The sequence below is a fragment of the Photobacterium sp. SKA34 genome (genome assembly GCF_000153325.1).
Taxonomy (GTDB): Bacteria; Pseudomonadota; Gammaproteobacteria; order Enterobacterales; family Vibrionaceae; genus Photobacterium.
In genome coordinates, this window is record NZ_CH724143.1 from 548,314 (window position 1) to 571,198 (window position 22,885).

Consider the following 22,885-nt stretch of genomic DNA (forward strand, 5'->3'; position numbering starts at 1 on the left):
AGGATACCTTTCCTGATTGGAAATGATATAATACTCTTAAAAATACGACTGGAAAGATTTAGCTGCTAATTGGTAATAGCATATAACCAATGGGCGGTAGCGTGTCTGTATCAGGCTAATTGGTGGTATTTCTAGCCTAGAAATGTTGTAGTATGATATATGAGTTAGATTGATTATGATTTTTAGGATCTATTCCCTTAAAAGCACTAAATCTCAGCCTTTATATGATTTTTCAAAACATTAGCTTATAAAGCTAGTGTTTTTTTTATGCCTCAAAATTGGCAAAAATCGTCTCATGGCAATCAAAAGTCTGACGATAAAGAGTTAAAAATTCAATTCAATTATAGAATGGAAATAACAATGAAATATTCTTTAGAGAATACAAAAATTGGTATCATAGGCCTAGGTTATGTTGGATTACCATTAGCCGTTGAATTTGGTAAAAAACAGCAAACATTAGGCTTTGATATTAATGTAAAGCGTGTTGCTCAACTTCTCGATGGCAATGACTTTACATTGGAGTGTACATCTGAAGAGTTATCAGAAGCTACCTTACTTGAATACAGCGCTAATATTGAAGATCTAAAAAAATGTAATGTTTATATTGTAACGGTTCCAACACCGATTGATGAATATAAACAACCAGATTTAACACCTTTAGTTAAAGCTTCTGAAACGTTGGGTAAAGTGTTAAAAGTGAATGATGTCGTCATTTATGAATCTACGGTTTACCCTGGCGCTACAGAAGAAGTATGTATTCCTGTGTTAGAAAGTGTTTCTGGTTTAACTTTCAATAAAGATTTTTATGCAGGTTATTCACCTGAACGTATTAACCCTGGAGATAAAGAGCATCGTGTTACGACAATCAAAAAAGTAACATCAGGATCAACACCTGAAATTGCAGAATATGTAGATGCGATTTATCGCCAAATAATAGTTGCTGGTACTCATAAAGCATCTTCAATTAAAGTTGCTGAGGCAGCAAAAGTTATTGAGAACACGCAGCGTGATTTGAATATTGCTTTAATTAATGAGCTTGCAGTAATTTTTAATAAACTTGGTATTGATACTGAAGAAGTATTAAAAGCGGCAGGAACTAAATGGAATTTCTTACCGTTCCGCCCAGGATTAGTTGGCGGACACTGTATTGGTGTTGACCCTTATTACCTTACTCATAAGGCGCAAGCTATTGGTTACCATCCTGAAGTTATTCTAGCTGGACGCCGTATTAACGATAGTATGGGGTCTTATGTCGTTTCTCAATTAGTAAAAGCGATGCTGCAAAAGTCGATACTTGTTAAAGGTGCAGACATTCTTATTATGGGTTTGACGTTTAAAGAGAATTGTCCTGATCTTCGCAATACTCGAGTGGTTGATATTATCAGTGAGCTTTCTGAATATAATACCAATGTTGATATTTATGATCCTTGGATTTGTCCTAAAGAAGCAAAGAATGAATACGATGTCGATGTGTTAACTGATAAACCAAATAAGCAATACGATGCTGTAATTGTTGCGGTTGCACATGATAAATTTAAAGCTATGACTATTGAAGAATATCAAGCGTTAACAAAAAAAGAGTCCGTAATTTATGACCTTAAATACGTACTCGATACTTCAGTTTCTGATATTCGTTTATAATATTAATTAATAATAGGTAGCCATTTAAGTAATTAAATGGCTTTTTATCATGACAAAATACGAACAGATTAATAAAGAATTATTAGCGTCACCAAAGACGTGGTTAATAACAGGTGTAGCTGGTTTTATCGGCTCAAACTTATTAGAAAAATTGCTTAAACTTAATCAGACTGTGGTAGGTCTAGATAACTTTGCAACAGGCCATCAACACAACTTAGATGAAGTAAAAAGCTTAGTTACAGAACTCCAATGGGATCGCTTTACCTTCATTGAAGGTGACATTCGAGATTATAAAACATGTCAATTAGCTGTTAAAGATGTTGATTATGTATTACATGAAGCGGCATTAGGTTCTGTTCCTCGTTCGATTAATGATCCTCTGACTACTGATTCTGTAAATATCGGTGGTTTTTTGAATATGCTAACCGCATCTAAAGAAGAACAAGTAAAAAGCTTTACTTATGCTGCATCTAGTTCAACATATGGCGATCACCCAGCATTACCTAAAGTTGAAGAAAATATTGGTAATCCACTATCTCCGTATGCGGTTACTAAATATGTAAATGAACTTTATGCTGGCGTATTTGCACGAACATATGGTTTTAAAACTATTGGATTACGTTATTTTAATGTATTCGGAAAGCGCCAAGAACCAAATGGCGCTTATGCTGCGGTTATTCCTAAATGGACATCTGCCATGATTAATAATGAAGAAGTTTTTATTAATGGTGATGGTGAAACTAGTCGTGATTTTTGTTTTATCGAAAATACAGTACAAATGAATATTTTGGCAGCAACAGCGTCTGAAGAAGCTAAAGATAGTGTATATAACGTAGCTGTAGGTGATCGTACTACACTTAATGATTTATATCGTTCAATTCAATCTGCGTTAGCTGAAAATAATATTTCACATACGATTGAACCTACTTATCGTGATTTCCGTGCTGGCGATGTCCGCCATTCTCAAGCTGATATCACAAAAGCAACAAATCAGCTTGGCTATCAGCCTGAATATCGAATATTTGCAGGGATTAGCAAAGCAATGCCTTGGTATAAAAAGTTCTTAGGATAATTATTGATATGAAAATTTTAGTTACTGGTGGTGCTGGTTTTATTGGCTCGGCTGTAGTTCGTCATATTATAAATAATACCCAAGACAGTGTTGTTAACGTTGATAAATTAACTTACGCAGGTAATTTAGAATCATTACTTACTGTTGAAAATAATAATCGTTATGAATTTGAGCAAGTAGATATTTGTGATCGTTCTGAGTTAGATCGCGTGTTTGCTGAGCATCAACCCGATGCAGTAATGCATTTAGCCGCTGAAAGTCATGTTGACCGTTCTATTGATGGTCCTGCGGCATTTATTGAAACTAATATCGTTGGTACCTATACCATCCTAGAAGCCACTCGTGCTTACTGGGGTCAGTTAGACCAAACACGTAAGACTACATTTCGTTTTCACCATATTTCTACTGATGAAGTGTATGGTGATTTGGAAGATACTAATGATTTGTTCACTGAAACAACGTCGTATGAGCCATCAAGCCCGTATTCAGCCTCGAAAGCATCAAGCGATCATTTAGTGCGTGCATGGTTACGTACTTATGGCCTTCCATCAATTGTGACTAATTGTTCAAATAACTATGGTCTGTACCATTTCCCTGAAAAACTGATCCCTCTTATAATTTTGAATGCTCTAGATGGAAAAAATCTACCCGTCTACGGTGATGGTGCGCAAATCCGAGACTGGTTATACGTAGAAGATCATGCATCAGCACTTTATACAGTAGTAACTAAAGGTGAAGTTGGTGAGACTTACAATATTGGTGGCCACAATGAAAAAGCCAATATTGAAGTTGTTAGAACTATTTGTTCTCTACTCGAAGAGTTAGTGCCAAATAAACCTGACGGTGTTGAGCAATACCAAGATTTGATCATTCATGTCAAAGATCGTCCAGGTCATGATGTTCGTTATGCAATCGATGCATCCAAGATTGAACGTGAATTAGGTTGGAAGCCAGCAGAGACATTTGAATCGGGGATTCGTAAAACTGTTGAGTGGTATTTGAATAATAAAACATGGTGGAGCCGAGTATTAGATGGCTCATACAGTTTTGAACGTTTAGGCACAACAGTTAATAAGGAAGTGAACTAAATGAAAGGAATCATTTTAGCTGGTGGATCTGGCACTCGTCTTTACCCTATTACTCGAGGTGTTTCTAAACAGCTATTGCCAATTTACGACAAACCAATGGTTTTCTATCCGCTATCTACACTGATGTTAGCAGGTATTAAAGACATCCTTATTATTACAACGCCTGAAGATAATAATAGCTTTCGTCGCTTGTTAGGTGATGGTTCTGATTTTGGTATCACTTTAGAATATGCTATTCAACCTTCTCCTGATGGTCTAGCACAAGCATTTTTAATTGGTGAAGACTTTATTGGTGATGATAGTGTCTGCCTTGTTCTTGGTGATAATATTTTCTATGGCCAATCTTTTAGTAAAACCTTGTTAAACGCAGCTGCTCGTGAAAATGGAGCTACGGTATTTGGTTATCAAGTACATGACCCTGAACGTTTTGGTGTCGTTGAATTTGATAGTGAAATGAAAGCTATTTCAATTGAAGAGAAGCCAGCGGAACCAAAATCAAACTATGCTGTTACTGGGTTATATTTCTATGATAATCGAGTTGTTGAAATGGCTAAAAAAGTTAAGCCATCACATCGTGGCGAGCTTGAAATTACTACCTTAAATGAAATGTATCTAAACGATGGCTCGTTGAATGTTGAGTTGTTAGGGCGCGGTTTTGCTTGGCTAGATACGGGCACGCATGAAAGTTTACAGCAAGCTTCTTCTTTTGTTGAGACAATTCAAAATGTTCAAGGTTTAAAGGTTGCTTGCTTGGAAGAGATTGCTTGGCGAAATGGCTGGCTAACGACTGAACAGGTACAAGAGTTAGCAAAACCAATGATGAAAAATGAATACGGTCAGTACTTGATACGTATAACTTCTGAAATTAAATAAGAGTTGATTTCTTGTGAAAGTATTAATTACTGGTAGCAATGGTCAAGTAGGAAGCTGTTTAGTAAAACAGCTACAAAACTGCACCAATACCGAAATTTTAGCTGTTGACCGAACAGAATTAGACATCACTTCAAAATCTGATGTTATAAAAATAGTTGATGAATTTAAGCCTAATATTATCATCAATGCTGCAGCTCATACTGCTGTAGATAAAGCTGAAACAGAAATTGAGTTATCTTTTTCGATTAATCGTGACGGTCCATTATATCTAGCACAAGCTGCTGAAAATATCGGTGCTGCGTTATTACATATTTCGACTGATTATGTTTTTGCTGGAGACAAAGAGGGGACTTATTCTGAAACTGATACTGTTGATCCGCAAGGCGTGTACGGTACAAGTAAGTTAGCTGGTGAAATTGCCGTTCTTGAAGCATGTTCACGTACAATTATATTGCGAACAGCTTGGGTATTTGGTGAAAAAGGGAATAATTTTGTTAAGACCATGCTTCGATTAGCACAACAGCGAAATGAATTGAGTATTGTTGATGATCAATTTGGCGGCCCTACTTATGCTGGTGATATTGCCGGAGCGCTAATTATTATAGCTAAGAATATAATGATTCAAGGTGCTGATTTCGATAGTAGTAAGTATGGTATTTATCATTTTTCTGGTTTCCCTCACACAAGTTGGTGTGGGTTTGCTCAAAAGATTTTTAATAAGGCTGTTGAGCAAGGAGTATTGAATAAAGCGCCGTTGGTTAAAGGAATTAACACTGCAGATTATCCAACACCAGCTAAGCGACCAGCAAACTCAAAGCTTGATACGAAAAAAATTATTGAGATATTTTCTGTTCAAGTCAGTGATTGGGAACGAGCTTTAAATAAGTTATCTAATTACCAATAATTATTAGAGAAGAAATAACATGAAAGTAATTGAGACAGAAATCCCAGATGTGAAAATTATTGAGCCCAGTGTCTTTGGTGATGAGCGTGGTTTTTTCATGGAAACATGGAACCAAAAGAAATTTGAAGAATTAGTGGCAGGCAGACCAACAAGATTTGTACAAGATAACCATTCTAAATCTAAAAAAGGTATTTTACGCGGCCTACATTATCAGACAGAGAACACTCAAGGTAAATTAGTGCGCGTTGTCTCTGGTGAGGTATTTGATGTGGCAGTCGATATCCGCAAAGATTCAGCAACATTTGGTAGATGGGTTGGAGTGTATCTATCTGCTGAAAACAAGCGCCAATTGTGGGTACCAGAAGGTTTTGCTCATGGGTTTTATGTTACCAGTGATGAAGCGGAATTTGTTTATAAGTGCACTGATTATTATAATCCATCTGCTGAACACTCTATTTTATGGAACGATAATTACCTTAAAATAGAATGGCCTATAGAAGGTGAAGTTATTGTATCTGAGAAGGATAAGGCTGGTAACTATTTTGACGATGAGCATATTAAATGTCTTTAGTGAAAAATAGCTTATGGACTATGTCATCAATAGTAATACCTACAATAGTTGTTATCCCTACTTTAGGTGTTATTGCTAGAATCCTTGGAGTTGAATTATTTGGTATATATACACTAATATTTGCAATCTATGGTTATGCTAGTTTATTTGATCTTGGACTATCAAGATCACTTGTTAGGTGTGTATCTATAAATAGAGATTCATTAATAGATACAAAAGAGTATGTGTATACAGCAGGTTCTTTTGTGTTTTCTTTAGGGCTCGTAATTGGTTTATCCTTGTATTTTAATTCTGATACATTAACAGAACTACTAAACGTAAATAAGGATTATTATCATCAGGTATCTTTATCAATAAAGATTATGAGTGTATTTATTCCATTCTTACTATTAAATTTGATTGTTATATCTTATTTAGAGGGAATGGAAAGGTTTAAAGAATTAAGTATCTTAAAAACTATAATTAATATTTTACTATCATTATCACCATTTTTATTTATATTGAAAACTAGCTCAATTGTTTATGGTATTTTGGGGCTATGTTTAGCTAGAGTTATAAGTTTAATTATTGTATATATCTATATTAAGAAAGATTTTAAAAATATAAAGGTGAAGTTTTTTGATTTGGTAAAATTTAAAAAGTTAATTTTCTTTGGTGGATGGTTGACTATAAGTAATATTATTAATCCTATAATGACATACTTTGATAGATTTATTTTATCCTCATTAGCTGGTTCTAATTATTTAGCATTGTATATAGCTCCATCGGAAGTTGTATCTAAATTACTACTAATTCCTAACTCTGTTGGTAGGGTGTTATTTCCTAAATTATCTAGAGATAATGACTTTAATTTGAATGATATATATATGTATATGTCATTGATCTCTATTTTTGTAGCACTTCCATTTTTTATTTTCCCAACTGAAATAATTTCAATTTGGTTAGGAAGTGGGTATGAAAAAACAGGATTAACATTACGTATATTATTAATTGGATTTGTTTTTAATGCAATATCCCAAATACCATATAGTTTTATTCAAGCTAAAGGTTATTCAAAATTAACGGCAAAAATACATTTATGTGAGGTATTGCCATATCTTTTATTATTATATTTTTTAGTTAAATCTTATTCTTATAATGGCGCAGCAGTAGCGTGGTGTTTAAGAGTTACTATTGATTTTTTTATATTAATATATTTTTATAAGAAGTTAAAATAACAATAAAGATAAAAAACCGTTTATTATAGACACTTAGTTATAGATTTATTTTTACTTAATTTTATATTATTAAATATAAATTAAACATTCCTATAGTTAGACTTTTTATTAAGTAAACTTAAAGTGACTTATTCCAAAAAACTTAGTTGTAATTAAACTAAAGTTATTCAATATATTGATTATTTGATTATTTGATTATTTGATTATTTGATTATTTGATTATTTGATTATTTGATTATTTGATTATTTGATTATTTGATTATTTGATTATTTGATTATTTGATTATTTGATTATTTGATTGTAACTATTTAAATTTTATATTAATCGGGTTTAGGTATTATCTTTGTAAAATTATTTCTTCAGATTGAGTTTTTATTTTTAGTATCAATATTTTTAGCGCAATAAAAAATTCTATTAATTCATATTTGTATAGTTATCTGATAGGTTAGATTGTACTGGCTATTATAAATATTATTACGTTATGAGATTTGATTTATATGTTATATTCGTTAGCTGGTTTTTGTATACTATCATTATACTTTTTATTTATAACTAGAATAATTAAAGATAAGCTATCACCACCATTTGTTTTTACTGGAACTTGGGTTGTATGTTTGTTTTTTCTTTCTTTTATCATGCCTTACATGGGTTTTTATGAAATAAGTTCATTCTCTGTAGTTCTATATATTTTAGGTAGTATTATTTTTTCTACCGTAAGTATTATAACTATTAAAACATGCAATAATGTTAAGTTTCCTGTCTTTTTTGATATTGATACAATCAACTTTAGAAGGTTATTGATTTTTTTTGTTTTTGCTTCTTCTTTAACACTTCCATTTATATATTTAGATGTGACTAAGTATGGTTCTAATCTAGTTGAAATAGGACAAAATATAAGATTTGAACGTATTCATGGTTCCGGGAGTGTAATATCACCAATTTTACAGAACTGGTATTTGTTATCGTTTTTAATTATTTTTATATTGATTTACGCTGTACTGAAGCAAAAAATTAAGTCCAAATGGTTAGTATTACCTGTTGTGTTCACTTTACTTCCATACTTAATTTTAGAAGGGCGTTCTGCGATTATTATTCAAATTTTATGTTGGTCTTATTTATATGTACACGTTAATAAAAAAATAAGTATTAAAGCCGTTATCTTCAGTGGGCTGATATTATTGTTTTTTATTGTTTCAGGCTCTTACTTAGTGTCGAAAGTTAACGTATCAAACTCATCATTGATTGATGATATCACATTATATACTCGACATATCTTATCATACCTCTATCAAGGACCTATTTTATTTGATAGATATTTTTCTTTACATGATAAGGTTGCTGAGAATTGGAATACATTAAATAGTTTTTACTATGTTATGTCAAAATTAGGGTTGTATTCAGGAGAGATAATTCAAAATTTAGAATTTAATCGATTTGGATATGATAGTGAAGATTTAGGGAACGTTTATACATTATATTTTTCTTTATACCCTCATTATTCATATTTAGGAGTTGCCTTCTTCTTATCCTTTTATTCTTTTATTATTTCACTACTATATATAAATTCTAAAAAAGGTAGTGTGTTCTCTTTATATATGACATCAGTGTTTTTTTCTTCCATGGTTTTATCTGTTTTTATGGATGGCTTTGGTTATCAATTTTATTTCTTATTAAAAATGCTTTTTTTCTGTATTTTAATAAAATTCTTTTTTACTAAAAGATAGGTCGTTTATGTTTGAAAAAAGATTTAATTTTATATGTGTTAATTATAATGGAGCACACTTTTGTGAAAAATTACTAGATAGTTTAGAAAAACTATTAGTTTTAAATGATCAAAAAGTAAGATTGATAATTGTAGATAATAACTCAAAAATCGAAGATAAAAACGTTCTGAATGAGTTGATTACTCAAAGTAGCAATGTAGAGATTCAAATATTATACCTTCCTGAAAATATAGGCTACTTCCCAGCTATGAACAAAGGTATTAATTTTATTGAATATAATAATAATGAAGTTGTTATTATCGGTAATAATGATTTAGAGTACTCAGATGATTTTTTAATAGAGTATGAGAAGCTAAATCTAGATAAAAATACTTTAGTAATATCACCAAATGTGATAACTATTGATGGTAAGTATCAGAATCCAATATCAGTTAGAAAACTGTCTAAAATTGAATTTTTAATTGAAGAGATATACTACTCAAATTATTATGTTTCTCGTCTGATGATTAAATCTAAAGCCTTATTTAATAAGGTGTTTAAAAAAGAAAAAAATATTCTTAATGAAAAACCACATCGAGGGATTATTAAACGGGGGATTGGAGCTTGTTATGTCCTAACTGATAATTTCTTTAAATTTTACAATGAGTTAGATGCTCCTGTTTTTATGTGGGGAGAAGAAGCTATACTCTCAAATCAAGTTAATAAGGCCGAAGGTCATATAATGCTTGAACCTACTTTGCTAGTTACACATGCTGAAAGTGGTACTGTTAAGAAAATTCTTAATAAAACTAGATATGAAATGGTTAGAGCATCTTTTAAAATTTACAAAAAATATTTATGAGTATTTAAATGTTTAAAAATAAAACGCTGTTAATTACTGGTGGCACAGGTTCTTTTGGTAATGCTGTATTGGATCGCTTCTTGGATACCGATATTGGTGAAATTCGTATTTTTTCTCGTGATGAAAAAAAACAAGATGATATGAGAAAAAAATACAATAATCCAAAATTGAAATTTTATATTGGTGATGTACGAGATTATAACAGTATCTTAAGTGCTACTCGTGGAGTTGACTTTGTCTATCATGCAGCAGCTCTCAAACAGGTTCCATCTTGTGAGTTTCACCCTATGGAAGCGGTTAAAACAAATGTTCTAGGTACTGAGAATGTTTTAGAAGCTTGTATTGTTAATAACGTTTCTCGCGTTGTTTGTTTAAGTACAGATAAAGCTGTTTATCCAATTAATGCGATGGGTATATCAAAAGCCATGATGGAAAAAGTGATTGTTGCTAAATCACGTAATGTTGATCCATCTAAGACTGTCATTTGTGCTACTCGTTACGGTAATGTAATGGCATCTCGTGGTTCAGTTATTCCTTTATTTGTTGACTTAATAAAAGAAGGAAAGCCATTAACAATTACAGATCCAAATATGACGCGTTTCATGATGACTCTTCAAGATGCAGTGGATCTTGTTTTATTCGCATTCGAGCATGGTACAAATGGTGATATTTTTGTTCAAAAAGCTCCTGCTGCTACAATTCAGGTTTTAGCTAAGGCTTTAACTGAAATGCTTAATGTTCCTGAACATTCAATTGATGTTATTGGCAGTCGTCACGGTGAAAAGTTGTATGAAGCACTTTTGAGCCGCGAAGAGATGGTTGGCGCTCTTGATATGGGGGATTATTATCGAGTAATGCCTGATAATCGCGATTTAAACTATGGTAAATATGTAGAACAAGGTGATTTACGTATCACTGAAGTTGAAGATTATAACTCTCACAATACTGAGCGTCTCGATGTTGAAAGCATGAAAACATTGCTTTTAAAACTTGCCTTTATTCGCGCTCAGATAGCTGGTGAAGAATATGTATTGGAACACTAATATGAAGATTTTAGTTACAGGCGCTAATGGCTTTATTGGAAAAAATCTATGCTTGAAGTTATCTGAGTTGGGTTATCAAGATGTCATTAAAATTGATCGAACGAATAGTGATTCAGAACTGAATCTTGCCCTAAAAGAAGCAGATTTTATCTTTCATCTTGCAGGTATCAATAGACCAAAAACAGAAGAAGAATTTTATATCGGTAATAGTGGTTTAACTGAAAAAATAACAGCAACATTAGAGTCTCTTGGTCGTGCTACACCTATTTTGTTAACTTCATCTATTCAAGCTGATAGAGATAATGCTTATGGTTTGAGCAAAGCTTCGGCAGAGCAAGCAATTAGTGCTTACCAAAAGAAACTAAATGCAGATGTGTTTATCTACAGGTTACCAAATGTTTTTGGTAAATGGTGTAAGCCTAACTACAATTCGATGATTGCGACTTTTTGTTATAATGTTGTAAATGATCTACCGATTGAGATTCATGACGGCAGTACTTTAGTTAATTTAGTGTACATTGATGATGTATGTGAACAATTTTGTTTGCACTTAACTCAAGCTAATGTTGATACTGTTGTTGAACCTGTTTATAAAAAAACTGTTGGTGAAGTTGCTGAGCAGTTAAATAAGTTTAAACATTCAAAAGATAGCTTAATTACTGAAAACGTTGGTAAAGGATTTACTCGAGCGTTATATTCAACGTATCTTAGCTACTTTGAACCTGAGCAGTTTTTCTACGATGTCCCTGCCTATACTGACCCTCGAGGCACTTTCTGTGAAATGTTGAAGACACCAAATGCTGGACAGTTTTCATATTTTACAGCCCATCCAAGTATAACACGTGGTGGACATTACCATCATACAAAAAATGAAAAATTTTTAGTCATAAAAGGTAAAGCAAACTTTAGGTTCGAAAATGTTCTTTCAGGGCAAAAAGAAGAACTTATTGTTTCAGCAGATCAACATAGAATTGTTGAAACAGTACCAGGCTGGTCTCATGATGTAACAAATATCGGTGATGAAGAGTTGATTGTAATGTTGTGGGCCAATGAAATTTTTGATCGCGAAAAGCCAGATACTATTACAAAGGAAATTAAATGAAAAAGTTAAAGGTGATGTCTGTTGTAGGAACTCGACCAGAAATTATCCGTTTATCACGAGTACTGGCAAAACTTGACGAGTATTGCGAACATGTCATTGTTCATACTGGTCAAAACTACGATTTTGAGCTCAATGAAGTTTTTTTCAATGATTTAAGTGTACGTAAACCTGATTATTTCTTAAATGCGGCTGGTAAAAATGCTGCGGAAACTATTGGGCAGGTGATCATTAGTGTTGATCAGGCTTTAGAGGAGATTCAGCCTGATGCTATGTTAGTTCTTGGTGACACTAATTCTTGTTTGGCTGCAATTCCAGCGAAACGTCGTAAAATTCCTATTTTTCACATGGAAGCTGGAAATCGATGCTTTGATCAACGTGTACCTGAAGAAACTAACCGTCGCATAGTAGATCATACTGCCGATATTAATTTGACCTACAGCTCTATTGCTCGTGACTATTTGTTGGCTGAAGGTCTTCCTGCTGATCGAGTTATTAAAACAGGAAGCCCTATGTTTGAGGTTCTTAATTATTACATGCCTCAGATTGATTCCTCGGATGTATTGGTTCGTTTGGGACTAGAAAAAGGGCAATTTTTTGTTGTTAGTGCTCACCGTGAAGAAAATGTGGATTCTCCTAAGCAATTAGTTAAGTTAGCTGAAACATTAAATACGGTTGCTGCCCATTATGATTTGCCCGTAATTGTCTCAACACATCCTAGAACTCGTAATAGAATTGAAGCTCAAGGGATCACGTTCCATAATAATATACAATTATTAAAACCACTTGGTTTCCATGATTATAATCATCTTCAAAAGAATGCTAAAGTAGTACTATCTGACAGTGGAACTATCAATGAAGAATCATCAATCATGAATTTTCCTGCATTAAATATGAGAGAAGCTCATGAGCGTCCTGAGGGGATGGAAGAAGCATCTGTGATGATGGTTGGACTTGGTGTGGAGCGAGTAATGCAAGCTTTGCAAGTTCTTGATACTCAGCCTAGTGGTGCCGAACGATTATTACGCCCTGTATATGATTACTCAATGCCAAATGTTTCAGATAAAATGGTTAGAATTATTCACTCATATACTGATTATGTAAAGCGTGTTGTTTGGAAAAAATATGAGTAATATAAAAAAAGTATATTATATTGGACCATTCTCATTTCCTGATGGTGGGGCTGCAGCTAGGAGGATTCTGGGTAACATAGAATCTTTGAATCAAGAATGTATCGTAATTGATGGTAAGGATGAAGTTTTAAAATCTTCTTATCAAGGTATTGAAATTATTAGTTGCGCAGAAAGACCTAATAAAGAGTCCAGCTTTCTTACAAAATTAAAGAAGTATTTTAATATATCAAAAAATACAATTTCTTATATAAATGAACAAGAAGAGTTACCTGATACAATTATTCTATATAGTGGATATTCTCCTTATCTTTTTAGATTAATTCCATTTTGTAAAAAGAATAATATAAAACTTATATTTGATTGTGTTGAATGGTACCAACCTAAAAGCAAAATAGAATATCTATATAAGCCATATTATTGGAATATAGAATTGTCTATGAGATATTTGTTAAAGAAATGCGATTATATAATATGCATTAGCAAATATTTAGAAAATTATTATAAAGCATCAGGGAGTGGAGTCGTTAGAATTCCGCCAACAATTAAATTTAATAAAAATATTATTCCAGTTCCAAATGAAATTGAAAATAATAAAATTAAACTTGTTTACGCTGGTAACCCTGGCCATAAAGATTTACTTAATGATATTATTGAAGCAATTAATGGTTTAGAAGATTATTTTGAACTACATATTGTAGGTGTATCCGGAGTGAATCAAAAATCTATTTACTATTACGGCTACCTTCCACACTATAAATCCTTAAATATTGTAAAAAGTTGTCATTTCTCTATATTGCTTAGACCGAATAACAAAGTATCTAATGCTGGATTTTCTACAAAAATAGTCGAGAGTATGTGTAATGGAATTCCTGTTATAGCAAATAATACTGGTGATATAAAAGACTTTGTTAATAAGGAAAATGGATTTTTATTCGAAGGTGAAGATTCATCTGCACTTCATGTTATTTTGAAAAAAATATCAAATATAAGTGATGCGAATTATAATAAATTATCTAAAAATGCATTTATGACTGCTGTTGATTTTTTTCATATTGATTGTTATAAAAAAGTATTGAGAGATATTGTATCATGACGAGGATAGTTAATTTAATAAAAGGTGTTTTATGGCCTTTTATTTGCTGAGGTATTTGCTTTAATAAAATAAAAATATCTAATATTAAATGTTGCTTAAACTCATCAGTTAATATTTCTAATAGTACTTTTTATATAGGTGGCTCTTTTATAACTAGGCCGTTGAGTAATATTAATATAATGGCGGTTCTATTATTATAGGCGGTTGGCTCAAGAATTAATTAAATGAATGGGCAGAACAGTTATTAGATTTTTATAAAATAAGTTCTTAAGGCTACTTAAATCTAGAATTAGTGATGCAATTATGGAATGAGCATCTATCTGGAAAAAGGAATTGGGCTTCCGTTTTATGGAGTATTCTAATGTTCCAATCTTGGTTAGAGAAACGACGATAATGAAGTTATTATATATAGTTAATGTTGATTGGTTTTTTATTTCTCATCGATTACCTATTGCTTTAACTTTAATAAAGAATGGATATGAAGTACATATTGCTTGTGGGATAACAGATAGAAAAAATGAATTAGAATCTTTAGGGATTATAGTTCACCCGTTATCGATAACTCGAAGTGGGACAAGTTTTTTCAAAGAAGTCAAAGTAATTAAAGAAATAAATACAGTTGTTAATGAAATTTCACCTGATGTTGTTCATTTAGTAACAATTAAAGGTGCTATTTATGGTGGTTTAGTTACTAGAAATAAAAATATTAAAAAAAGAATTGTTTCTATATCAGGTTTAGGTTTTGTATTTATAGATGAAGGTATAAAAGCTCGACTTATTAGATTTATTGTAACTAAATTGTATAGGTTAGCTCTAAATACTCAGAATACTAAAATTATATTTCAGAATGAGACTGATAAGAACACATTTATTGAAAATAAAATAATTAATTATAAACAATGTGTTCTTATCAAAGGGTCTGGAATTGATCTAAATGTTTATAAGTATATACCAGAGCCTCAAGGTGAAAAGGTCGTGATGTTTTTAGCTCGGTTGCTAAAAGATAAAGGTCTTATAGAGTTTTGTGAAGCTGCAGTTATTCTGAGAAAATCGGGGTTTACAGGTAGATTTGTCTTAGTTGGCGATATCGATCTAGATAACCCAAATTCTATTTCTCAAGTTGAATTAAATAATTATATTGATTCTGGTGTTGTTGAGCATTGGGGGTTTTTACGTAACATCCCAGATGTAATATCTAAAGCAAATATTATGGTTCTTCCATCGTATCGCGAGGGTTTACCAAAAAGTTTAATTGAAGCTGCTGCTTGTGGACGAGCAGTTATAACTACAGATGTTCCTGGATGTAGAGATGCGATAATCCCCAATGTTACAGGTGTTTTAGTTCCAGCTAAATCCTCAGAAGAGTTACAAAATGCTATTTTGTCTTTATGTAATGATGATAAAATGAGAATTAAAATGGGAAAAGAAGGAAGAAAACTTTCTGAATTATCTTTTGATATAAAAGATGTCATTAATACTCATATGAATTTATATAAAGGGAATATATGAAGATTGCTATTACAGGTAGTAGTGGTTTTTTAGGTAATCATTTAATTAAATCTATTTCAAAAGAAAATTTAGTTATTTTAGGCCGTAATGATTTAAATATACCTAATGTATCATTTCATAAATGTTCGATTGATAATCGATCTAATTTTTATGAAGCATTAGATTCAGTATCTGTTGTTATTCATTGTGCAGCACGTGTACATATAATGAATGATAACTCTACTAACCCTCTTGATGATTATCGAGAAGTTAATACTGAAGGGACATTAAATTTAGCTAAACAAGCAGTAGAAGCTGGCGTTAAACGATTTATTTTTATCAGTTCGATTAAAGTAAATGGTGAATCAACTCAATTAGGAACACCTTTTAGATTTGATGATCAACATTCCCCTGAAGATTTTTATGGTCAATCTAAATCAGAAGCTGAAGAACAACTATTACAACTTGCTGAAAAAACTGGTTTACAGGTTGTTATTATTCGTCCTACATTAGTTTATGGGCCGGGGGTTAAGGCTAACTTTGCATTACTTCTAAATTTAGTATCAAAAGGGTTACCACTTCCTTTTGGATGCATTAAGGATAATAAGCGCAGTTTAGTATCGGTTGATAACTTAGTTGATCTTATTGTTACTTGTATTGCTCATCCAAAGGCTGCAAACCAAGTATTTCTTGTTTCTGATGATAATGATGTTTCAACCAATGAAATGGTTCAGCAGATGGCAAAGGCTCTGGGTAAATCACAATGGCAATTACCAATACCTAATGCTTTTTATCGTTTAGTTGGAAAGGTTGCTGGTAAAGAAGATGTAATAAATCGTTTGTTAGGCTCTCTTCAAGTTGATATTACTCATACTAAAGATACGTTAGGATGGAAACCGCCTCAAACTCTTGAAGATGGTTTCAAACAAACAGCGGATTTTTTTCTTAAAAGTAAATTAAAGGATTAAAATTAATGTTTCGGTTAATTGACTTTCTAGCTGCATTTTTCGGTTTATTATTTTTATGGCCGATACTGTTAATTGTAGTGATTATTGGCTTGTTTGATACGGGATCACCTGTGTTTATTCAAACTCGCGTAGGTAAAAACAAACAACCATTTAAATTAATTAAATTTCGCACTATGTCAGTTGATACTAAATCAGTGGCTAGTCACTTAGCTAATAATGCATCTATTACTAAGTTTGGATCTTTTTTAAGAAAAACAAAAATTGATGAGCTACCACAATTGATTAATGTCGTTAAAGGGGATATGAGTCTCGTTGGTCCAAGACCTAATTTATTTAATCAAGAAGATTTAATCGCTGAGCGTGATAAGTTAGGTGTTTATAATGTTCTTCCTGGAATTACTGGTTTAGCTCAAGTTCAAAATATCGATATGTCTACACCAGAACTACTAGCTAGAACAGATCGTGAGATGATTGACACATTGAATATAAAAAAATATTTTAGGTATATCCTTAAGACCGCAACAGGCAGTGGTAGCGGTGATGCTGTTAAGTAAGGTATACGGAAAATTAAGTAGCGGCATTTGCCGCTACTTTCATTTTGGGACTTATAAATTATTTTATGTATAATCCCACCCTAATATAGATATTTTATAGTTTTATCGAGGGTTTATGTCGTTCATAGATGCATTTTTCTCAATACCGCGCGTATATAAAAGACTTGTGAGCGTGTGTGTTGATCTATTGTTTGTACAAATTGCTTTTTGGGGGGCTTTTTGGACACGATTGGGTGACTTTGATGAACTCTATAAAGCTGAATACTGGTATCTTGTTGCTTTTCTTTCTGTAGTAACCATTTTTTGTTTTAGTCGAATTGGTTTTTATCGCGCAATTCTTCGATATCTAAGTATAAATGCTTTATTTACATTGATTACTGGTGCGTTAGTCTCGACTGTAGTCTTTGTGCTCACTTCTTATTTCTATAGTATTTGGTTACCAAGATCTGTTTCTGTAATTTATTTTGGCTATCTTTTCGTACTCACTGGCGGAGCTAGAGTATCTATTCGCATGCTTTTTGCTCAGAGGAGTATGAAACGAAAACCAAATGTGATGATTTATGGTGCGGGCGTAGCAGGTCGTCAATTAGTAAATTTACTACGTCAAGGCGATGAGTTAAATCCAATCGCTTATATTGATGATAATAAGAAATTACAAAACTCCGTAATTCAAGGCTTAAATGTTTATCATCCATCAAAGTTAGCGCGTGTGGTTAATAAAGGTGATGTTAAACAAATCTTATTAGCTATTCCGAGTGCTAGCCGTTCCCAACGCCGTGCGATTGTTGAGTCATTAGTTAATTTACCTGTAGAGGTGCTTTCTATACCGAATCTTGATTCTATTATTCATGATAATGTATCTCTTGATCAATTAAGAGATGTCGCTATTGAAGATCTTTTAGGGCGTGAATCGGTTAAACCTCGCGAAGATTTAATGTCAGCGAATATAACTGATCAGGTTGTTATGGTTACAGGTGCCGGTGGTTCTATTGGTTCAGAGCTATGTCGTCAGATTGTCAAGTGCAAGCCTAAGACATTATTATTATTTGAGCTTTCTGAGTTTGGTTTATACAGTATTGACAAAGAGTTATCTGAGTATATTTCGAAACGCGGATTAGACGTGGAAATCGTACCTTTAATGGGTTCTGTTCAGCGTATCAACCGCTTAGAAACAATAATGAAAACTTTCCATGTTGATACTGTTTATCATGCTGCTGCATATAAGCACGTCCCTATGGTGGAGTATAATGTTGTTGAGGGTGTTAGAAATAACGTTTTTGGTACTTTTTACACAGCAAAAGCAGCAATTAATGCGGGCGTATCTTCTTTTGTTTTAATATCAACAGATAAAGCTGTACGTCCTACTAATGTAATGGGTACAACAAAACGTATGGCAGAGCTTGGTCTTCAAGCATTAGCTTCTGAGGAAGCTAAGAAATCATTTGGCACACGTTTTTGTATGGTACGATTTGGTAATGTTCTCGGTTCTTCTGGTTCAGTTATTCCACTCTTTAAGCGTCAAATTAAAGAAGGGAGACCAATTACGATTACCCATCCTGATATTATTCGTTACTTTATGACAATACCTGAAGCAGCTCAACTTGTTATTCAAGCTGGTGCTATGGGGAAAGGTGGTGATGTTTTCGTTCTGGATATGGGGGAGCCAGTTAAGATTGTCGACTTAGCTGAGAATCTAGTGAAGTTATCTGGACTAGAATTGAAGACTGAAGATAATCCATTTGGTGATATTGAACTGAAATATACTGGGCTTCGACCTGGCGAGAAATTATTTGAAGAATTACTTATTGGGGATAATGTAGGCGAAACCAGTCATAGTCGAATCATGACGGCTAATGAGTGTTTCTTATCTTTAGATGAGTATCAGCATATTCTAGATTTACTGGATAAAGCTTGTCATGACTTTAAACATGAAGATATTCGTCAGATCTTGCTTGATGCTCCAACTGACTTTAAGCCAACAGATGGTATTGGTGATGTAGTCTGGAAACGAAAGCAACAGAATTGTTAACTTTTGACATCTTCATTTATATGTTCAGTTCTGTCACTATTGAATAGAAAGGCAGAAGTATAATTATATAATCTAGCCTAAATAAAACAGCCTGATATTATTTAATGATATCAGGCTGTTTTGTTTTGGGCGTAAACTCGGTTTAATTACGCTATCCGATTCCGTTATGGTGATCAGCGTTAAACACATAAAGGGCATATGTGTCTAAGTAATTGTGAGATATGAAGTGTAAGCGCTCAATCAGGCTTTATCGGCTTGGAAGTTTCAGGAATAAGATTAGTACGATTCGTAAGATTAAGTGGATTATGATTGATAGTAATGGGCAGCAAGTCCGAGACGGGTTGCAAGTAGACGATCACGCAAAAACTGGCGAGACTTATAATATTGGTGGTAACAATGAACAAACAAATATTGCTGTTGTTCATGCTATTTGCGATGTATTGGAGAGCTTAGTGCCTAATAAATCGCAAGGGGTTAAGACATACCGTGATTTGATCACTTATGTAGATGATCGCCCAGGTCATGATAAACGTTATGCGATTGATTCCGCGAAAATTGAGCAAGAACTTGGGTGGAAGCCGCAAGAGAGTTTTGAGTTTGGTTTAAGAAAAACGGTTGAGTGGTACTTAGCCAACCCATCGTGATGCTTAATAATAGCTACGAATTAATTTGTGAGAAGCTAGATTACTATTTGTTCTTCCTTGTATTTTTAACTGAATCTAACCTGAAATATGTGTTTTTTTATAAGAGTCAAATTCATAATAAATATGCTTTGTGAGTATAATCACAATTCGATGTAATGTGAATTGTTAGCATTTCATCATCTTATTTCTCATTAGAGCGTTTTTCAGAAATTGCTATGACAAATACAAACCGCAACCTTCTGACATGGCTCAGTTTTTTATCTTATGCGCTAACTGGCTCACTGATTATTGTCACAGGTATTGTGATGGGCGATATTGCCAAGTACTTCGACTTACCAATATCAAGCATGAGTAATACCTTCACTTTCTTAAACACAGGTATTTTGATCTCTATTTTCCTCAATGTGTGGTTGATGGAAATTGTACCTTTGAAACGCCAGCTTATCTTTGGCTTTTGTCTCATGGTATTGGCGATTTTAGGGCTAATGTTTGGGCATAACTTGGCGATTTTCACTGGCTGCATGTTTGTATTAGGTGTGGTGAGTGGTATCACCATGTCGATTGGTACCTACTTAATCACCCATATCTATGAAGGTAAGCAACGCGGTTCTCGTCTTCTGTTTACCGACTCTTTTTTTAGTATGGCAGGGATGATTTTCCCAGTGATTTCAGCGGCAGTGTTAGCGCATCATCTTGAATGGTACTGGGTGTATGTCGCTATCGGCGGTATCTATTTAGCGATTTTTGTTTTGACGTTAATGGCTAAATTCCCTGTACTGGGTAAAAAAGACGAAGAAGAATTTGAAGTTATCCCTGAAAAAGAGAAATGGGGCTTAGGCGTTGTGTTCTTGGCGATTGCGGCCCTATGCTACATTCTTGGTCAACTAGGCTTTGTTTCTTGGATCCCTGAATACGCGATAAAACAGCTTGGTATGTCAATCACCGATGCAGGTCACTTAGTCAGTTACTTCTGGGGCGCATACATGGTTGGTATGTGGATCTTCAGCGCTATTTTGGAAAAGTTCGACTTGCAGCGACTTGTGATGGCGTTATCGGCATTAGCGACGGTATTAATGTATTTGTTTAATAAAGATACTGATGCGAAAACATTACTGTATGTGATCTCTATTCTTGGCTTCTTTAGTAGTGCTATTTACACCTCTATTATTACGCTAGGCTCACAGCAGACTAAGGCATCATCACCGAAGTTAGTGAACTTCATTTTGCTTTGCGGCACAATAGGCACTATGTTGACATTTGTGGTAACCAGCCCAATCGTGAAGAGCATTGGTACGCATGCGGCATTAGTTACCGCGAACGGTTTGTATGCGGTTGTTTTCTTGATGTGTTTCTTAGTCGGGTTTGTCACTAAACACCGTATCTATGGTCACACTGACGCGGTATAAAACCTAAGATTCAAATTAAAGCCACCGCATATCAAAGTGCGGTGGCTTTTTTATTTTAAGCTATACCAAATTATATAGAATCGCAGAGATAGCAATTAAACCAATAATAGTAATGAAAATATTACTTATCTTTCCACGATATTTCTTCATTGATTCAACATTTTTAATCGCATACATCGGCAGAATAAATAAAATCAGGGCGATCACAGGGCCTGAAAAGGTTTCCATAATACCCAGCACACTTGGATTTTTTACTGCGGCATACCAAACAGAGAAAAATAAAATACCAATGGTGAGTTTATTAACCACGTTAGGTTTTAGGTTGGTGTGCTTGGCAATGATCCCGTCTAAACTTTCTCGTCCACCAAGGAAGTGACCAAAGAACGATGAGATGATCGCAATACAAGCAATGAAGGGACCAAATGACGCAATCAAGCCGCTTCCTGTTACATTTGCAAGGTAAGATAAAATAGAAATATTTTGTGCCTTAGCTTCGGCTAACTGAGCAGGAGTTAAGCTTAGCGCACAAGAGAAAACAAAAAACAATACAAAGGTGATTAACATCATCGATGTGTGTTTTAAGATAAAGTCGACACGCTTACCAGCCTGATCTCCGTAATGTCTTTTCTGGGCAACAGAAAAACTGGAAATAGCTGCTGTGTGGCTGAAGGCAAAAATAGTGGTAGGAATAGCGAGCCATAGGGTTTGAGTAAATGTTTTTGCATCTGGTATTTCAGCAAAGTTTGGCATTTGCCAGTTAGGGATCATGTAAAGCGAGATCCCAAATAAGATGAATACTAATGGATAAACAATTACTTCAAAGGCACGTAATACGGTTTTCTCACCTGCCGTCATAATACCAATCATTGCAGCAACCAGTACACCCGACAAAATAATGCGTGGTGGCGCTGCCATCCCCATTTGATTGACTATATAACTTTCAACTGTATTGGTTAATCCCACCCCATAAATCATTAAAATCGGAAAAATAGATAAGAAGTAGAGTAGTGAAATCAGAAACCCGAAGCGATGACCAAAGTGCTCTTCAACAACATCGGTGAATTCTGCTTTCGGGTTATTTGATGACAAAATAAATCGTGCCAAACCACGGTGGGCTAAAAATGTCATTGGGCCAGCTAATAGAGCCATGGTGATCAAAGGCCATAAACCGCTGACACCGATATTAATGGGTAGGAATAAGATCCCTGCGCCAACGGCTGTGCCAAATAGGCTTATGATCCAGGTTTTATCGTGTTTGTTGAGGGTAAGTTTTTGTTCTATGTTATTGGAAACTTCAATGTTATTGGAAAACGACATGTGACTGACCTTATTGGTTAATGTATTTGTTATAGGTTTTTTCATATCGGATACAATGCTAACAAATTGATAACCATTGCAATATTCCCATTAAGAATACTTGCTACTTAGATCGCATTAAACTGTTTATTAATCTATTTTTTTTGAAGTTTTATTTTGATTTGTTTATTTATAATGGT

General features: G+C 33.6%; 20 protein-coding genes and 1 pseudogene. 20 read left to right on the forward strand and 1 reads right to left on the reverse strand.

What is annotated here, in order from left to right; translation table 11 throughout:
- The first annotated feature begins 360 nt into the window (after positions 1–360).
- From tviB to tsgA, 20 genes and pseudogenes are all read left to right on the forward strand, one after another.
- Positions 361–1,641, forward strand: a complete 1,281-nt coding sequence (gene tviB, locus SKA34_RS15415; protein ID WP_039860622.1) for a Vi polysaccharide biosynthesis UDP-N-acetylglucosamine C-6 dehydrogenase TviB — start codon at positions 361–363, stop codon at positions 1,639–1,641.
- Positions 1,642–1,690: 49 nt separating this feature from the next.
- A complete protein-coding gene (locus tag SKA34_RS15420; RefSeq protein ID WP_006646462.1) occupies positions 1,691–2,713 on the forward strand; it encodes an NAD-dependent epimerase/dehydratase family protein in 1,023 nt (340 codons plus the stop codon).
- 8 nt (positions 2,714–2,721) lie between these two features.
- Entirely contained in the window at positions 2,722–3,801 is a 1,080-nt protein-coding gene (gene rfbB, locus SKA34_RS15425; RefSeq protein WP_006646463.1) for a dTDP-glucose 4,6-dehydratase, read from the forward strand.
- Positions 3,802–4,674, forward strand: coding sequence for a glucose-1-phosphate thymidylyltransferase RfbA (rfbA, locus tag SKA34_RS15430; RefSeq protein ID WP_006646464.1), 873 nt, complete (start codon positions 3,802–3,804; stop codon positions 4,672–4,674). It begins immediately after the preceding gene.
- Between the two features lie 13 nt (positions 4,675–4,687).
- Positions 4,688–5,578, forward strand: coding sequence for a dTDP-4-dehydrorhamnose reductase (gene rfbD / locus SKA34_RS15435; RefSeq protein ID WP_006646465.1), 891 nt, complete (start codon positions 4,688–4,690; stop codon positions 5,576–5,578).
- A 19-nt stretch (positions 5,579–5,597) separates the two neighbouring features.
- Positions 5,598–6,149: a dTDP-4-dehydrorhamnose 3,5-epimerase gene (gene rfbC / locus SKA34_RS15440; RefSeq protein ID WP_006646466.1), complete on the forward strand. Its 552-nt coding sequence runs from the start codon at positions 5,598–5,600 to the stop codon at positions 6,147–6,149.
- Entirely contained in the window at positions 6,140–7,366 is a 1,227-nt protein-coding gene (locus SKA34_RS15445) for a flippase (protein ID WP_006646467.1), read from the forward strand. The genes rfbC and SKA34_RS15445 overlap by 10 nt, the downstream gene beginning before the upstream one ends.
- A 498-nt stretch (positions 7,367–7,864) precedes the next feature.
- Positions 7,865–9,091, forward strand: coding sequence for an O-antigen polymerase (locus SKA34_RS15450; RefSeq protein ID WP_006646468.1), 1,227 nt, complete (start codon positions 7,865–7,867; stop codon positions 9,089–9,091).
- Positions 9,092–9,098: 7 nt separating this feature from the next.
- Positions 9,099–9,932 (forward strand): glycosyltransferase family 2 protein, encoded by an 834-nt coding sequence (locus tag SKA34_RS15455; RefSeq protein ID WP_006646469.1) that lies wholly within the window; start codon positions 9,099–9,101, stop codon positions 9,930–9,932.
- An 8-nt stretch (positions 9,933–9,940) separates the two neighbouring features.
- Positions 9,941–10,975, forward strand: a complete 1,035-nt coding sequence (locus tag SKA34_RS15460; protein WP_006646470.1) for a polysaccharide biosynthesis protein — start codon at positions 9,941–9,943, stop codon at positions 10,973–10,975.
- Between the two features lies 1 nt (position 10,976).
- Positions 10,977–12,077 (forward strand): NAD-dependent epimerase/dehydratase family protein, encoded by a 1,101-nt coding sequence (locus tag SKA34_RS15465; RefSeq protein ID WP_039860627.1) that lies wholly within the window; start codon positions 10,977–10,979, stop codon positions 12,075–12,077.
- Positions 12,074–13,207 carry a non-hydrolyzing UDP-N-acetylglucosamine 2-epimerase gene (gene wecB, locus SKA34_RS15470; protein ID WP_006646472.1) on the forward strand — a complete coding sequence of 378 codons (1,134 nt, stop codon included), beginning with the start codon at positions 12,074–12,076 and terminating at the stop codon, positions 13,205–13,207. Before SKA34_RS15465 ends, wecB begins: the two co-directional genes overlap by 4 nt.
- Positions 13,200–14,300, forward strand: a complete 1,101-nt coding sequence (locus tag SKA34_RS15475) for a glycosyltransferase (RefSeq protein WP_006646473.1) — start codon at positions 13,200–13,202, stop codon at positions 14,298–14,300. The genes wecB and SKA34_RS15475 overlap by 8 nt, the downstream gene beginning before the upstream one ends.
- A 295-nt stretch (positions 14,301–14,595) precedes the next feature.
- Positions 14,596–14,694, forward strand: a complete 99-nt coding sequence (locus tag SKA34_RS23925; protein ID WP_157044501.1) for a hypothetical protein — start codon at positions 14,596–14,598, stop codon at positions 14,692–14,694.
- Entirely contained in the window at positions 14,649–15,809 is a 1,161-nt protein-coding gene (locus tag SKA34_RS15480; protein ID WP_006646474.1) for a glycosyltransferase family 4 protein, read from the forward strand. The genes SKA34_RS23925 and SKA34_RS15480 overlap by 46 nt, the downstream gene beginning before the upstream one ends.
- Positions 15,806–16,756: an SDR family oxidoreductase gene (locus tag SKA34_RS15485; protein WP_006646475.1), complete on the forward strand. Its 951-nt coding sequence runs from the start codon at positions 15,806–15,808 to the stop codon at positions 16,754–16,756. The genes SKA34_RS15480 and SKA34_RS15485 overlap by 4 nt, the downstream gene beginning before the upstream one ends.
- A gap of 5 nt (positions 16,757–16,761) precedes the next feature.
- The gene (locus SKA34_RS15490; protein WP_006646476.1) at positions 16,762–17,310 is read left to right on the forward strand and encodes a sugar transferase; all 549 of its coding nucleotides are present in this window, start codon (positions 16,762–16,764) and stop codon (positions 17,308–17,310) included.
- A gap of 115 nt (positions 17,311–17,425) precedes the next feature.
- Positions 17,426–19,339: a nucleoside-diphosphate sugar epimerase/dehydratase gene (locus SKA34_RS15495; protein WP_039860628.1), complete on the forward strand. Its 1,914-nt coding sequence runs from the start codon at positions 17,426–17,428 to the stop codon at positions 19,337–19,339.
- A gap of 317 nt (positions 19,340–19,656) precedes the next feature.
- Positions 19,657–19,974: pseudogene (locus SKA34_RS15500) on the forward strand (GDP-mannose 4,6-dehydratase); the annotation flags it as partial.
- A 224-nt stretch (positions 19,975–20,198) separates the two neighbouring features.
- Positions 20,199–21,389: an MFS transporter TsgA gene (tsgA, locus tag SKA34_RS15505; RefSeq protein ID WP_006646479.1), complete on the forward strand. Its 1,191-nt coding sequence runs from the start codon at positions 20,199–20,201 to the stop codon at positions 21,387–21,389.
- Positions 21,390–21,449: 60 nt separating this feature from the next.
- Here tsgA and SKA34_RS15510 read toward each other — a convergent pair whose 3' ends face one another.
- Positions 21,450–22,706, reverse strand: coding sequence for an aromatic amino acid transport family protein (locus tag SKA34_RS15510; RefSeq protein ID WP_006646480.1), 1,257 nt, complete (start codon positions 22,704–22,706; stop codon positions 21,450–21,452).
- Positions 22,707–22,885: the final 179 nt, after the last annotated feature.